Raw genomic sequence first — 14,505 nt, 5'->3', positions numbered from 1 at the left:
TTCTTCTGTCCTTGAAATATCCCGGGGGAGTCGCCGCAGGCGACGGGGGCAGCGCCCCCGCTCACGCCGCCATCCCGCGCCGTCCCCGCGACGACTCGAGCGGGAACACCTTGGCGGGGTTCAGCAGCCACGCGGGGTCGAACACGTCCTTCACCCGCATCTGCGCCTCCAGGTCCTCCGCGGTGAACTGGTGGCTCATCAGGTCGCGCTTCTCGACGCCGACGCCGTGCTCGCCGGTCAGGCAGCCGCCCACCTCGACGCAGAGCCGCAGGATGTCCGCGCCCAGCGCCTCCGCCGTCTCCAGCTGGCCCGGGGTGTTGGCGTCGAACAGGATCAGCGGATGCATGTTGCCGTCGCCGGCATGGAACACGTTCGCCACCCTTAGCCCGTAGGACTCTGCCAGCGCGCCGATCCGGTTCAGCACCGTCGGCAGCTCGCTGACGGGGATCGTCCCGTCGAGGCAGATATAGTCGCCCAGCTGTCCCATGGCGCCGAAGGCGGACTTGCGCCCCAGCCAGATCCGCCCCGCCTCGTCGGCATCGGCGGCCTCGCGCAGCTCGACCGGGTCGTGGCGCCGGGCGATCTGGCTGATCAGGCCGATCTGCTCGTCGATCTCGCCGTCCGAGCCCTCGACCTCGACGATCAGCAGCGCCTCGCAATCGGGATAGCCCGCGCCCGAGAAGTCGTCCGTCGCGCGGATGCAGGGGCGGTCCATGAACTCGATCGCCACGGGCAGCACGCCCGCCTTGATGATGTCGCTGACGCAGGCGCCCGCCACCTCGGACGACGCGAAGCCCATCAGCACCGGCCGCGCGCCCTCTGGCTTGCGCAGGATGCGCAGCGTCGCCTCGGTCACCACGCCCAGCTGCCCTTCCGAGCCGCAGATCACGCCCAGCAGGTCGTATCCCGCCGCATCCAGGTGCGCGCCGCCGATCTCGACGACCGTGCCGTCCATCTGCACCATTGTGACGCCCAGAAGGTTGTTGGTGGTGACGCCGTATTTCAGGCAATGCGCCCCGCCCGAATTCATCGCGATGTTGCCGGCGATGGCGCAGGCCAGCTGCGACGACGGGTCGGGCGCGTAGAAGAAGTCGTCCTCCTCGACGGCGCCGGTGACGCTCAGGTTGGTGCGCCCGGTCTGCACCCGGATGTAGCGGTCGGGATAGTTCGTCTCGATCACCTCGTTCAGACGCGCCACGCCCAGGATCACGCTGTCCGCCGTCGGCAACGCGCCCCCCGCCAGCGACGTGCCCGACCCGCGCGGCACAACCGGCACCCGCTCCTCGTGGCAGATTCGCAGCGCCGCGGCGACCTCCTCGGTCGATCCCGGCAGGATCGCGGCCAGGGGCGGGCAGGCATAGGCCGTCAGCGCGTCGCATTCATAGGCCTTCAACTCGTGATCCTCGTGGATCACCGCGTCTTCCGGCAGCACGGCGGACAGCCGCTCCACCACCCGCGCCTTGCGCGAGAGGATGTCGGCGTTTGGCTCTGGCATCTGCATCGCGGCGCCTCCCTCGGCTCGATTGGTAAAAAGATATAACCAATTTCCCCCACTGGCAACCGTAGCGGACGCGACCTAGGATGCGGGCCATGACGGCGATGGACCTGCCCGCCTTTCTGACCATGCTCGACCTGGCGGCTCTGGCGCTGCTGGGCGGCGCGTGGCTGGCGATCGGCTGGTGGATCGAACATCCCGATTCCGCACGCCCCTCGGTCACGGTGCTGATGGCCGATTACCGCCGCGCCTGGATGCACGAGCTCGTCACCCGCCAGCCGCGGATCTTCGACGCCACGATCCTGTCGTCGCTGCGCCAGGGCACCTCGTTCTTCGCCTCGACCTGCGTGATCTGCATCGGCGGCGTGCTGGCGCTGATGGGCAACGCCGAGCGGCTTTCGGGCGTCGCCGAGGGGCTGCATGCCGGCGACCGGCCCGACCTGCTCTACCAGCTGCGCCTGGCGCCGGTGGTGCTGTTCCTGGCCAACGGCTTTCTCAAGTTCGTCTGGGCCAACAGGCTGTTCGGCTATTGCGCGGTGCTGATGGCGTCGGTGCCGAACGACATCTCGGACAAGCGGGTCTATCCCCGCGCCGCCCAGGCGGCCGAGATCAACATCCGCGCCGCCCGCGCCTTCAACCGGGGGCTGCGGTCGATGTACTTCTCTCTGGGCGCGCTGGCCTGGCTGCTGGGACCGGTGCCGCTGATGGTGGCGGCGGCGCTGGTGGTCCTGCTGCTGTGGTGGCGCGACTTCGCCTCGGGCGCGCGCACGGTCCTGCTGGACCCGCCGGAAGGGCACTGACTCCCGCCCCGGACCGGGACACGACGCCGCACCCCGGCTCCGTCAGGTCCAGTCGAAAAAGCCCTCGCCCGCACGCGCCAGCAGCCCCTGCGCCAGCACGCGGCCGATCTCGGGGCCGTCCTCGACCGGCCCCTCCATCGCGTCCGACAGCGCCTCGGTCCCGTCGGTGCGCAGGATTTCCCCGCGCAGGCGAATCGTCCCGCCGTCCAGCTCCGACAGCCCCGCGATCGGCGTCTCGCACGAGCCGTCCAGCGCGGCGAGGAACGCGCGCTCGGCCGCCAGCCGCGTGCCCGTCTCGGCATCGTGGATCGCGGCCAGCATCTCGGCCAGGTCCGAATCGTCGCTGCGCCGCTCGACCCCGATGGCGCCCTGCGCCACGGCGGGCAGCATCTCGGTGTCGGGCACGGCGGTGCGCGGCACGTCGGGCATGTCCAGCCGGTTCAGCCCGGCCATTGCCAGGAACGTCGCCTCGGCCACGCCGTCGGCCAGCTTCTTCAGCCGGGTCTGCACGTTGCCCCGGAACTCCACCACCTGCAGGTCGGGCCGCCGGTTCAGCAGCTGCGCCTTGCGCCGCAGGCTCGACGTGCCCACGACCGCGCCCTCGCCAAGCGCCGGGATGCCCGAGACCCCGAGCGAGATGAAGGCGTCGCGCGGATCCTCGCGCGGCAGGTAGGTGTCCAGCACCAGCCCCTCGGGCTGCTCGGTCGGCATGTCCTTCATCGAGTGGACGGCCATGTCGATCTCGCCCTGCCGCAGGGCTTCCTCGATCTCGCGCGTGAACAGGCCCTTGCCGCCGATCTCGCGCAGCGGGCGGTCGATCACGCGGTCGCCGGTGGTCTTGATGACGACGATCGTGAATGCCTCGAACGGCAGGTCCCAGGCGGTCGCCAGGCGGTCGCGGGTCTCGTTCGCCTGCGCCAGCGCCAGGGGCGAGCCGCGGGTGCCGATGTTGAGGGGCGCGTCGGGGGTGGGGGTACGGGGTGCCATGTCCCCCGATTATCTCCGCCCGCCGCGGCTGACAACCGCGCTTGACATTCACCCCGACGGCCCCGACCACCGTCCAAACGTCAAGGGAGCGGACATGACCAAGACATTGCTGCGCGCGCTCGCGGGCGAAACGCTGGAGACGCCGCCGGTCTGGATGATGCGGCAGGCGGGCCGCTACCTGCCCGAGTACAAGCAGGTGCGCGAGAAGGCGGGCGATTTCCTGACGCTCTGCTACACGCCCGAGCTCGCGGCCGAGGTCACGCTTCAGCCGATCCGGCGCTACGGTTTCGACGGGGCGATCCTGTTCGCCGACATCCTGCTGGTGCCCGACGCGCTCGGCGCCGACCTGTGGTTCGTCAAGGGCGAGGGACCGCGTCTCTCGACCGTGCAGGGCGAAAAGGACTTCGAGGCGCTGAAACCGGCCGCCGACGTGCACGAGCGTCTCTCGCCGGTCTACGAGACGATCCGCATCCTGCGCGGCGAACTGCCCGCCGACACCACGCTCATCGGCTTCGCCGGGGCGCCGTGGACGGTGGCCACCTACATGATCGCCGGGCGCGGCACGCCCGACCAGGGGCCGGCCCACACGCTCAAGAACTGCGATCGGCAGGTCTTCGACCGGCTGATGCAGCGGATCACCGACGCCACGATCGAATACCTCTCGGCCCAGGCCGACGCCGGCGCCGAGGCGGTCAAGCTGTTCGACAGCTGGGCCGGCTCGCTCGAAGGACCTGATTTCGAGCAATACGCCGTGCAGCCCGCCCGCCGCATCATCTCGGCGCTCAAGGAGCGCCACCCCGGCCTGCCCGTCATCGCCTTCCCGCGTGAGGCGCGGGCGGCCTACGAGGGCTTTCACGCCGCCACCGGTGCGGATTGCGTCGCGCTGGATCAGTCGGTCTCTGCCGAGTGGGCGGCCGAGGTGGTGCAGCCCGCGGGCTGCGTGCAGGGCAACCTCGACCCCTCGCTCCTGGTGACCGGGGGGCCGCCGCTGATCTCCGAGACCAAGCGCATCCGCGACGCCTTCTCCGGCGGGCCACACATCTTCAATCTTGGCCACGGCATCACGCCCGACGCCGATCCCGACAACGTCACGAAAATGCTCGAAGAGCTTCGCGGCTGACCGGCACGGGGAACGCAGGGGGTCTGTCCATGCACCGCACCCACTGGCCCGCCACGCACACCCGCCACGTCGCCCTGCGGCTGACGCCGGGGGCCGACCTGCGCGGCGCCCTCGACGACGCGTTCCGCCGGTCCGGCGCAAGCGCCGGGTTCATCGTGGCGCAGGTCGGCAGCCTGACCCATGCCCGCCTGCGCCCCGCCGGGCGCGACGACGCCGTCGAGTTTCCCGGTCCGCTGGAAATCGTGTCGCTGTCGGGCACGCTCTCGCCGGACGGGCCGCATCTGCACCTCGCCGTGTCCGATGCCGGCTGTGCGGTGTATGGCGGTCACTTGCTGACGGGCTGCCCCGTCCGCACCACCGCCGAGCTGATTCTCGGCGTCACCGACGCCGCGCGCTTCTCGCGCGAGAGGGATGTCGAAACCGGCTATGCCGAACTGGTGATCCGCCCGGCCTGAGGGCCGCCGCCCGGCCTCAGATCCACTTCGCCAGCGGCGGCAGGCTCATCAGCACCGCGTCCGGATCGTGCCCCGTCTCCAGCCCGAATTTCGTGCCCCGGTCATAGACCAGGTTGTATTCGGCATAGAGCCCGCGATGGACAAGCTGCGCGTCGCGGTCGGCGTCGGTCCACCCGGTCCCGCGCCGGGCCTCGACCAGCGGTAGGAAGGCCGGCAGGAATGCCCGCCCGACATCCTGGGTCAGCGCGAAATCCGCCTCCCAGTCGCCGGTATTGTGATCGTCGTAGAACACGCCGCCGACCCCGCGCGCCCGTTTGCGGTGCGGGATGTAGAAATACTCGTCGGCCCAGGCCTTGTAGCGCGGATAGATCTCCTCGCCGTGCCGGGCGCAATGCCGCTCCAGCTCGGCGTGGAAATGCGCGGTGTCCTCGGCGTATTCCCGGCAGGGATTCAGGTCGGCGCCGCCGCCGAACCACCAGGCATTGGGCGTCCAGAACATGCGCGTGTTCATGTGGACGGCGGGGACATGCGGGTTCTGCATGTGCGCGACAAGGCTGATCCCCGAGGCCCAGAACCGCGGGTCGGACGCCATGCCCGGAATCCCCTTGCGCGCCGCCATCGCGGCCTGCGCCTTCTCGCCCAGCACGCCATAGACGGTCGAGACGTTGACGCCGACCTTCTCGAACACCCGGCCGCCACGCATCACGCTCATCAGGCCGCCGCCCGCGTCCGATCCGTCCTCCGAGGTCCGCTTGGTCTCGGACACCTCGAAGCGGCCCGGCTCGTCCCCGGCAAGGGGGCCTTCCACCTGGGTGCTCTCCACGTCCTCGAACGCGGCGACGATCTCGTCCCGCAGTGCCCGGAACCAGGCCGAGGCCCGCGCCTTCTGGTCCAGCATCTCGTCGCTCATCCTGCCCCTCTCAGGTTCGTGTCCCGGTCCGCCGATCGTATGCCGCGTTGTGCACGCCCCGTGCACGTCCGGTGTACGCGCCGTGCATCGCTCAATGGGCGGGCGTGTCGCAGACATCCAGCAGCGTGCGGCCGCCGTCGATGGTCATGATCTGGCCCGTCATGAAGGCCGCCGCGTCCGAGGCGAGGAACTGCACCGCCTCCGCGACCTCGCCCGGACTGGCGATCCGCTTGAGCGGCGTGTTCCCGATAATCTCTTCTCGCGCAACGGAATTATCCCGTATCGCCCCGCGCAGGCTGGCCGACATCACGCTGCCGAACGCCACCGCGTTGACCCGGATCCGGCTCGGCGCCAGCGCCACCGCCAGCGACCGCGTCGCCTGGTCCAGCGCCGCCGCGCTCACCGAATACGCCAGCAATTCCGGCCGCGTCCGCCGCGCCGCAATGGACGACAAATTGATAATCGACCCCGCCGCCCCCCCCGATTCGGCGTCCTCGGACTGCTTGATCATGCGCTTGGCGACGCTCTGGCTCAGCCGGAGCGAGGTCATCAGATTCTGCTGCAACAGCGTCTCGATCGTGTCGTCCTCGGCCGCGAGCGGGTCCGAGACGGCCATCTGCCGCGACGCGTTGACGAGGATGTCGATCCGGTCGAACGCGTCGATCGTCGCCGACAGCAGGTTCGCCACCGTCAGCCGTTCGCGCAGGTCGCCGGCAAAGTACCGGCTCGCGCCCTTCTCGTCCTGCACTTCGCCGATCTCATCGGCCAACCGCTGCTCGTCCATGTCGGCGAACATCACGTTGGCCCCGCGCTCGACGAAATGCCGCGCGATGGCCAGACCGACGCCGTTCGCGGCGCCGGTGACGATCGCCGTCTTGCCCTGGATCGAAAACCCCATGTCCGGTTCCCTTGCCTCGCCGCGCTCAGCGGCTGCGTTTCGGCCGGCGCGCGTGAAGAATCTTGAACCCCGCGTCGCCGCCTGCCTCGTCCACCTCGATGAACAGATCTGCCAACGTCCGCTCATAGGGCAGATGGCGGTTGGCCACCAGCCACACCGAACCCGAGGGCATCAGACACCGCGCCGCCGTTGCGATGAAGGCGCGCCCCAGGTCGGGCTCGGCAGCGCGCCCCGTGTGGAACGGCGGATTGGTCACCACGGTGCCGACCCGCGCCTCCGGCGTGAACGCCGTCGCATCCGCCCAGTGGAGAACGGCCCGGTCATCGGTCACGTTGCGCCGGGCGCACTCCAGCGCCGCGGCGTCCGCCTCGACCAGGTGGCAGCTGCGCACGGCCTCTCGCTCCAGCACGCGCGCGGCGAGATAGCCCCAGCCTGCGCCAAGATCGATCACGTCGCCCGACAGCCGTTCGGGCAGGGCATCAGCCAGCATCCGCGAGGCCCGGTCGATGCCGTCGGCCGAGAACACGCCCGGCACGGTGACGAAACCCTCCGACCCGGTTTGCGGCACCGCACGCCAGTCCGCCACGTCGAGCGCCCGCACCAGGGACATCTTGCCGTGCGCCTTGGCGATGGTCTCGCCGACCTCGGCCCGGCCGCGCAGGCTCTTCAGCAGGGACTCGACCCCGTCGGTCTTCTGCCCGTCGATCAGCACGGGCCCGTCCCCCACCGCCGCGGCCGCCCGCGCCACCAGGTCACGCCCCGCCGCCTTGGAGCGCGGCAGCACCACGAGCGCCATGTCGGCCGGCCCGGGATCGCCCGACCCTACGGTCCAGCCGCCCTGCGCCAGTGCGTCATGCTCGGGGCGGTTCCCCTGCATCACGCGAACCCGGTCGCGCGACCAGACGTCCAGCGCCTCGGGCGAGCGGGCGCCGAACACGGCGACGCGCCCCTCTCCGGGGGCGTCCGTCAGTCCGCGCGCGGCGGCAAGCTCAAGCCTCGTGGACAACATGGCGGACGGCGGCGCAGGGCCGGCCTACTCCTTTTCCATGGTGCATTGCAGCGGATGCTGGTGGCGGCGCGCGAAATCCATCACCTGGGCGACCTTCGTCTCCGCGACCTCGAACGAGAATACGCCGACCACGGCCACGCCCTTCTTGTGGACCGTCAGCATCAATTCGAACGCCTGGGCATGGGTCATGCCGAAGAACCGCTCGAGGACGTGCACGACGAACTCCATCGGCGTGTAATCGTCGTTCAGAAGCATCACCTTGTAGAGCGGCGGACGCTGGGTCTTGCGCCGCGTCTCGAGGATGACCCCAGCGTCGTCGTCGGCCGGATCGTCCTTGTCCGACATGAGATGAGGATCAGCCGTCAAACCGTGTCTCCGAAGGGGCATTTGCGGGTGGGTTGAAGCGACGATATAGGAATCGCAGCCCGCCTGAAAAGGGGTCCGGCCCGCTGAGGGCCCCAATCCGCGACACGAGGATCACGCCGATGACGCGTCTGACAACCATCGGCTTCGATGCCGACGACACGCTCTGGCACAACGAGACATTCTTTCGCCTGACGCAAGAGCGATTCGCCACCATCCTCGGCGATCATGCCGACAAGGCCCATCTCGAAGACCGCCTTCTGGCCGCCGAGAGGCGCAATCTCGGCCGCTACGGCTACGGCATCAAGGGGTTCATCCTGTCGATGGTCGAGACGGCGGTGGAGGTCACCGACGACCGCGTCCCCGGCAGCGTGATCCGGCAGATCATCGAGGCCGGCCACGACATGCTGGAGCATCCGATCGACCTGTTGCCCCATGCCGAGGAAACGGTGCGCGCCGCGGCCGACCGGTTCACCGTGCTGCTGATCACCAAGGGCGACCTCCTGGATCAGGAGCGCAAGCTGGCGCAGTCCGGCTTGGGCGACCTGTTCGACCGGGTCGAGATCGTGTCCGAGAAGACCCCCGATCTCTACGCCCGCATCTTCGACCGCCACGGCGACGGGCCGGAGCGGGCGATGATGGTCGGCAATTCCCTGCGCTCCGACATCCATCCCGCGCTCGAGGCCGGCGGTTGGGGCGTGCATGTGCCGTTCGAACTGGAATGGGCGCTCGAACGCGCAGAGGTACCCCTGGCGCATCCGCGATTCCGGCGGATCGAGTCGCTCGGCGCCCTCCCGGCGCTCTGGGACGGGCTGGACTAGCCCCGCGGACATATCTCGTCGTCCGGCCCCGAGACACCCCCAGATATACCGCGCCCCGGATCAAGGCCGCCGCAAAAGGGCCTGAATTAAGGGGATTTCCGCGATCACGCACCTGTGCTACGCTTTCTCCTATAAATGCCGACCAGAAAACAAAACCGGTCGGCGAGGCAGTGAAAAGGCAGGATTCCGTGGAACCGCGACTGACGCAGTGGATCCGGGCAGGATCGGCGTGTCTTATCGCCCTGTGCATCTTTGCAGCGATGCCGCACCGGGCCGAGGCCGCTCCCTACGCCGCGATGGTGATTGACGCCCGTTCGGGCGAAGTACTTCATTCCAACAACGCCGACACGAGGCTGCACCCGGCCTCGCTGACCAAGATGATGACCCTCTACATCGCCTTCGAGGCGGTGGAGAACGGCGAGGTCTCCCTCGACGAGAAGGTCCGCATCTCCAAGAACGCGGCCGCCGAGCCGCCCTCCAAGCTCGGCCTGCGCGAAGGGCAGAGCATCGCCTTCCGCTACCTGATCCGCGCCGCCTCGGTGAAGTCGGCGAACGACGCCGCAACGGCGATCGGCGAGACGCTCGAAGGGTCCGAGGCCGCCTTCGCCCGCCGCATGACCCGCACTGCCAAGGCGCTCGGGATGACCCGGACCACGTTCAAGAACGCCCACGGACTCACCGAAGAGGGGCACCTCTCCACGGCGCGGGACATGACCCTGCTCGGACGGCGGCTGTTCTTCGATTATCCGCAGTACTACAACCTGTTCTCCCGCCGCACGACGCATGCCGGGATCCGCGAGGTGGCCAACACAAACCGGCGCCTGCTCGGGGCCTACAAGGGCGCTGACGGGATCAAGACGGGATATACCCGCGCGGCGGGCTTCAATCTCGTCGCCTCGGCGGATCGCGGGGGCGAGCGCATCATCGCCACGGTGTTCGGCGGACGCTCCTCCGCCTCGCGCAATGCCAAGGTGGCCGAACTCCTCGATCTCGGCTTCAGCCGGGCACCGACCCGCGTCGCCATCAACCGCCCCGCGCCGGTGCCCTACCCCGCCGCCGGTGCCGCCGGCGTGGGCCGGGCGGCCCCGGCGATTGCGGTGCTCGCCCGCTCGCTCCGGCCGCGATCGCGCCCCGGCGCCCCGGCGACCACGCTCTCGGACGAGGTCGTCGTGGCGCTGAAGGAGGACATCAAGCAGGCCGTGGCCGAAGTGGCCGATACGCCGAAGACGGCCCCTTCCACCCTCGCCGACGCGGCCGCCGCGCCGCAGGCGGTGCGCACGATCTCGGTCACGCCGCAGCCGCGCCCCGCGCGCCAGGTCGCCGAGGCCGCGCCCGCCACACCGGCCGAAGGCGCCGCAGATCCCGACGGAGAGCTCCGCGTGGTCACGCGCCTCTCGACGTCGGGCGGACGGCACTGGGGCATCAATGTCGGCCGCTACGGCTCGCGCTACCATGCCGAGCGGATGCTGCTGAAGACCGCGCTGCTCGAGATCGGCACCCTGAACGACGCCCTGCGCAAGGTCGTCCGCAAGCCCCGCGGCTTCGAGGCGAACTTTGTCGGCATGAGCGCCGAACAGGCCTCCCTGGCCTGCCGCCGCCTCGCCGCACGCGATGTCGAATGCGACACGTTCGGTCCCGGCTGAACCTTCTTCTGTCCCGAAATATCCCGGGGGAGTCCGCCGAAAGGCGGACGGGGGCAGCGCCCCCATCTCCCGGCCCCGCAGGCGCCGCCTCGGCCGGATGGCTCAGGCGGCGCTGTTGGTGCTGGTGAGGTCGAAGGCCGCCGCCATCAGCGCGCGGGTGTAGGCGGTCTCGGGCGCGTCGAACACCCGCTCGGCCGGGCCCGCCTCGACCACGTCGCCGTCCTTCATCACGATGACCTCGTGGCTCAGCGCGCGGACCACCTTCAGGTCGTGGCTGATGAACAGATAGGCCAGCCCGTATTTCTGCTGCAGGTCGCGCAGGAGCTTCACGATCTGCACCTGCACCGTCATGTCCAGCGCGCTCGTCGGCTCGTCCAGCACCACCAGCTTGGGCCGCAGCACCATCGCGCGGGCGATGGCGATGCGCTGACGCTGGCCGCCCGAGAACTCGTGCGGATAGCGGTGCATCGTCGCGGGGTCGAGCCCGACCTCGGCCATGATCTCGGTCACCAGCTCTCGCTGGCTGCGGCCGTCGGGGCGCCCGTGGACGGCCAGGCCCTCGGCGATGATCTCCTCGATCGTCATCCGCGGGCTGAGAGAGCCATAAGGGTCCTGAAAGACGATCTGCATCGCCTTGCGCAACGGCCGGAGGTGCCGGGATTTCCAGCCCTGGATGTCGTCGCCCAGGAACAGCACCTGCCCTTGCGAGGGGATCAGGCGCATGATCGCCAGCGCCAGCGTCGTCTTGCCGGAACCGGATTCGCCGACGATGCCGACGGTCTCTCCGGCACGCACGCTCAGGCTCGCCTGGTTCACCGCCTTCACGTAGCCGACCGTGCGCTTCAGGAAGCCCTTCTGGATCGGAAACCAGATCCGCAGGTCGCGTGTCTCGGCCACCGTCTCGGCCTCTTGCGGCACCGGCTCGGGCGTGCCGGTGGACTGCGCGCCCAGCAGCATCCTGGTATAGGGATGCTCGGGCCGGTCGAAGATCTCGGACGTCCGGCCATGCTCGACGATCTCGCCGTCCTTCATCACGCAGACGCGGTCGGCGAACTTTCGCACGATCGAAAGGTCGTGGGTGATGAACAGCATCGACATGCCCTTCGACCGCTTCAGGCGGTAGAGCAGGTCGAGGATCTGCGCCTGGATCGTCACGTCCAGCGCCGTCGTCGGTTCGTCCGCGATCAGCAGGTCCGGGTCGTTCGCCAGCGCCATGGCGATCATCACCCGCTGGCGCTGTCCGCCCGACAGCTGGTGGGGAAACGCCCCCACGCGGTCGGCCGCGTTGGCGATCCCGACCTCGTCCATCAGCTCGAGGATGCGCGCCTCGGCCGCGGCGCCGGTCAGCCCCTGGTGCAGGGCCAGCGCCTCGCGAAGCTGCTTCTCGATCGTGTGCAGCGGATTGAGAGAGGTCATCGGCTCCTGGAAGATGAAGCTGATGTCGTTGCCCCGCACCTTGCGCAGCCGCTTGTCGCTGGCGCCGACCATGTCCTGCCCGCGATAGGTGATCTGCCCGCCGAGGCGCGCGCTGTCGCCCAGCAGGGACACGGTCGACAGTGCCGTCACCGACTTGCCCGAGCCCGATTCCCCCACCAGCGCGACGGTCTCGCCCTCTTCGATCTGGAAGGACACGCCACGCACCGCGGCGGTTTCGGCCCCGTCCTGGCGGAAATGGACGGTGAGGTCGCGTACGTCGAGAACCGGGCTCATCGGGCGGCACCCCGCGTCTGCGTCATTGGAAGGTCTTTCTGGGGTCGAACGCGTCGCGCACGCCCTCGAAGATGAAGACGAGGAGCGACAGCATGATGGCGAAGGTGAAGAATGCGGTGAAGCCCAGCCACGGCGCCTGGAGGTTCTGTTTGGCCTGCAGCGTCAGCTCGCCCAGCGACGGCGACGAGGATGGCAGGCCGAAGCCGAGGAAGTCGAGCCCGGCCAGCGTGCTGATCGTGCCGGTGATCAGGAACGGCAGCAGCGTCACCGTCGCGACCATGGCGTTCGGCAGCATGTGGCGGAACATGATCGTCAGGTTCGACACGCCGAGCGCCTTGGCCGCCCGCACGTACTCGAAGTTGCGCGCCCGCAGGAACTCGGCCCGGACCACGCCGACCAGCGCCGGCCAGCCGAACAGCACCGTGACGAACACCAGCAGCCAGAAACTTCGGCCCAGGATCGCGAACAGGATGATGATGATGTAGAGCCGTGGCGTCGACACCCAGACCTCGATCACCCGCTGGAAGATCAGGTCGGTCTTGCCCCCGAAAAAGCCCTGAACCGCGCCGGCGGCGATCCCGATGATCGTTGTCAGGACCGTCACGATCAGCGTGAACAGGATCGACAGCCGGAACCCGTAGATCACCCGCGCGGCCACGTCCCTCGCGGTGTCGTCGGTGCCGAGGATGTGGTCGCCGTCGGGCGGCGATGGCGCCGCGCGACCGAGATCCGCGATCGTGTCGTAGGAATACGGGATCGGCGGCCACAGGCTCCACCCCGCTTCGACGGGCTGACCGTCCTCTTCGGCCACCTCGCCGCTCTCGATGATGCCTTCGGGATCGTCGAAGCACTCGACCATGCCGCCCGAGGCGATCAGACACTGGACCTCGATGTCGGTATAGACGGCCTCGGTCCGGAAATCGCCGCCGAACGCGGTCTCGGGGTAGAAGTTGAAGACGGGCGTGAAGATCTCGCCTCGGTAACTGACGAGGATCGGCTTGTCGTTGGCGATGAACTCGGCGAACAGCGACAGGCCGAACAGGATCGCGAAGATGATCAGCGACCAGAAGGCGCGGCCGTTGCGGCGGAAGTTGCGCCAGCGGCGCTGGTTCAACGGGGACAGCACCGGGCGCCGGCGCCGCTCGGGCACCGGGGGCGGCTCCTGCCCCGCGCCGGGGCTGGGCGGAAGCGGGTTCGGTTCGGCTACCATGCCTCAGCCCTCCCGCGCTTCGAAGTCGATCCGGGGATCGATCAGGACGTACATCATGTCGCTGATCAGCCCGACGACCAGACCGACCAGCCCGAAGAAGAACAGCGTGCCGAAGATCACCGGGTAATCCCGCGCGACCGCGGCCTCGAACCCGAGCCGTCCCAGCCCGTCGAGCGAGAAGATCGTCTCGATCAGCAGGCTGCCCTCGAAGAAGATACCGATGAACGCCGCCGGAAAGCCCGCGACGACGATCAGCATGCCATTGCGGAACACGTGCCCGTAGAGCACCCGCCGCTCGGTCAGGCCCTTGGCGCGGGCGGTGATGACGTACTGCTTCTTGATCTCGTCGAGGAACGAGTTCTTCGTCAGCAGTGTCAGCGTGGCGAAGGCGCCGATCGTCGTTGCGATCACCGGCAGCGCGATGTGCCAGATGTAATCGACGATCTTGCCCCAGACCGTGAAGCTCTCGAAGTTGTCCGAGGTCAGCCCCCGCAGCGGGAACCATTGCAGGTACGACCCGCCGGCGAAGACCACCAGCAGCAGGATGGCGAAGAGGAAGCTGGGGATCGCGTAGGCCGCGATGATGATGCCGCTGGTCCAGGTGTCGAAGGGCATGCCGTCCTTCACCGCCTTGCGGATGCCCAGCGGGATCGAGATCAGGTAGGCGATCAGCGTGGACCACAGGCCCAGCGAGATCGACACCGGCATCTTTTCCAGCACAAGATCCACAACGCTGATCGAGCGGAAGTAGCTCTCGCCGAAGTCGAACTGCATGTAGTTCCACATCATCGTCAGGAAGCGTTCGAGCGGCGGCTTGTCGAAGCCGAACTCGCGCTCGAGCTGTTCGATGAATTCGGGTGGCAGGCCGCGGGCGCCGGCGTATTCGCTCTGCGACGCGGCCGAGGCGGCGTCGCCGCCCCCGCCCGAGATCCCGGCAAAGACGTCACCGCCGCCCTCGACCTGGGCGATCACCTGTTCGATCGGCCCGCCGGGGACGAACTGCGTCAGGACGAAGTTGAGGACCATGATCCCCAAGAGCGTCGGGATGATCAGCAGCAATCTGCGAAGGATGTAGGCGCCCATG

At 68.8% G+C, this 14,505-nt stretch carries 14 protein-coding genes; 5 read left to right on the top strand and 9 right to left on the bottom strand.

Annotated features, from left to right (window positions below):
* Positions 1–61: 61 nt before the first annotated feature.
* Positions 62–1,501 carry an FAD-linked oxidase C-terminal domain-containing protein gene (locus BMZ25_RS03530; protein WP_092688538.1) on the bottom strand — a complete coding sequence of 480 codons (1,440 nt, stop codon included), beginning with the start codon at positions 1,499–1,501 and terminating at the stop codon, positions 62–64.
* An 89-nt stretch (positions 1,502–1,590) separates the two neighbouring features.
* Between BMZ25_RS03530 and BMZ25_RS03525 the strand changes: the two genes are divergently transcribed.
* Entirely contained in the window at positions 1,591–2,295 is a 705-nt protein-coding gene (locus BMZ25_RS03525) for a DUF599 domain-containing protein (protein WP_177190369.1), read from the top strand.
* A 42-nt stretch (positions 2,296–2,337) separates the two neighbouring features.
* Here BMZ25_RS03525 and hemC read toward each other — a convergent pair whose 3' ends face one another.
* Positions 2,338–3,282, bottom strand: a complete 945-nt coding sequence (gene hemC, locus BMZ25_RS03520; RefSeq protein WP_092688535.1) for a hydroxymethylbilane synthase — start codon at positions 3,280–3,282, stop codon at positions 2,338–2,340.
* A 94-nt stretch (positions 3,283–3,376) separates the two neighbouring features.
* On the opposite strand from hemC, the gene hemE reads away from it, so the two are divergent.
* Both hemE and BMZ25_RS03510 read left to right on the top strand, forming a co-directional pair.
* Positions 3,377–4,402 carry a uroporphyrinogen decarboxylase gene (hemE, locus tag BMZ25_RS03515; protein WP_092688532.1) on the top strand — a complete coding sequence of 342 codons (1,026 nt, stop codon included), beginning with the start codon at positions 3,377–3,379 and terminating at the stop codon, positions 4,400–4,402.
* 29 nt (positions 4,403–4,431) lie between these two features.
* Positions 4,432–4,857 carry a PPC domain-containing DNA-binding protein gene (locus BMZ25_RS03510; RefSeq protein WP_092688529.1) on the top strand — a complete coding sequence of 142 codons (426 nt, stop codon included), beginning with the start codon at positions 4,432–4,434 and terminating at the stop codon, positions 4,855–4,857.
* Positions 4,858–4,873: 16 nt separating this feature from the next.
* Here the strand turns inward: BMZ25_RS03510 and hemF are convergent, their stop codons facing one another.
* The 4 genes from hemF to clpS form a co-directional block, all read right to left on the bottom strand.
* A complete protein-coding gene (hemF, locus tag BMZ25_RS03505; RefSeq protein WP_092688526.1) occupies positions 4,874–5,767 on the bottom strand; it encodes an oxygen-dependent coproporphyrinogen oxidase in 894 nt (297 codons plus the stop codon).
* A 91-nt stretch (positions 5,768–5,858) separates the two neighbouring features.
* The gene (locus BMZ25_RS03500; protein ID WP_092688523.1) at positions 5,859–6,665 is read right to left on the bottom strand and encodes an SDR family NAD(P)-dependent oxidoreductase; all 807 of its coding nucleotides are present in this window, start codon (positions 6,663–6,665) and stop codon (positions 5,859–5,861) included.
* Positions 6,666–6,690: 25 nt separating this feature from the next.
* On the bottom strand, positions 6,691–7,674 hold the full coding sequence (locus BMZ25_RS03495) for a class I SAM-dependent methyltransferase (protein ID WP_092688520.1): 984 nt from the start codon (positions 7,672–7,674) through the stop codon (positions 6,691–6,693).
* A gap of 24 nt (positions 7,675–7,698) precedes the next feature.
* Entirely contained in the window at positions 7,699–8,019 is a 321-nt protein-coding gene (gene clpS, locus BMZ25_RS03490) for an ATP-dependent Clp protease adapter ClpS (protein WP_092688517.1), read from the bottom strand.
* Positions 8,020–8,159: 140 nt separating this feature from the next.
* Between clpS and BMZ25_RS03485 the strand changes: the two genes are divergently transcribed.
* A complete protein-coding gene (locus BMZ25_RS03485; RefSeq protein ID WP_092688514.1) occupies positions 8,160–8,858 on the top strand; it encodes an HAD family hydrolase in 699 nt (232 codons plus the stop codon).
* Positions 8,859–9,118: 260 nt separating this feature from the next.
* Positions 9,119–10,501: a D-alanyl-D-alanine carboxypeptidase family protein gene (locus tag BMZ25_RS03480; RefSeq protein WP_092689450.1), complete on the top strand. Its 1,383-nt coding sequence runs from the start codon at positions 9,119–9,121 to the stop codon at positions 10,499–10,501.
* A gap of 102 nt (positions 10,502–10,603) precedes the next feature.
* Here the strand turns inward: BMZ25_RS03480 and BMZ25_RS03475 are convergent, their stop codons facing one another.
* From BMZ25_RS03475 to BMZ25_RS03465, 3 genes are read right to left on the bottom strand one after another with little or no spacing between them, the layout of a single operon-like run.
* Entirely contained in the window at positions 10,604–12,211 is a 1,608-nt protein-coding gene (locus tag BMZ25_RS03475; protein WP_092688511.1) for an ABC transporter ATP-binding protein, read from the bottom strand.
* A gap of 22 nt (positions 12,212–12,233) precedes the next feature.
* Positions 12,234–13,421, bottom strand: a complete 1,188-nt coding sequence (locus BMZ25_RS03470) for an ABC transporter permease (RefSeq protein ID WP_092688508.1) — start codon at positions 13,419–13,421, stop codon at positions 12,234–12,236.
* Between the two features lie 3 nt (positions 13,422–13,424).
* Positions 13,425–14,504, bottom strand: coding sequence for a microcin C ABC transporter permease YejB (locus BMZ25_RS03465; RefSeq protein ID WP_092688505.1), 1,080 nt, complete (start codon positions 14,502–14,504; stop codon positions 13,425–13,427).
* Position 14,505: the final 1 nt, after the last annotated feature.

Source organism: Tranquillimonas rosea, assembly GCF_900111315.1.
Classification (GTDB): domain Bacteria; phylum Pseudomonadota; class Alphaproteobacteria; order Rhodobacterales; family Rhodobacteraceae; genus Tranquillimonas; species Tranquillimonas rosea.
Note: the sequence above shows the minus strand (reverse complement) of the source record. Positions and strands in the feature narration are given on the sequence as shown.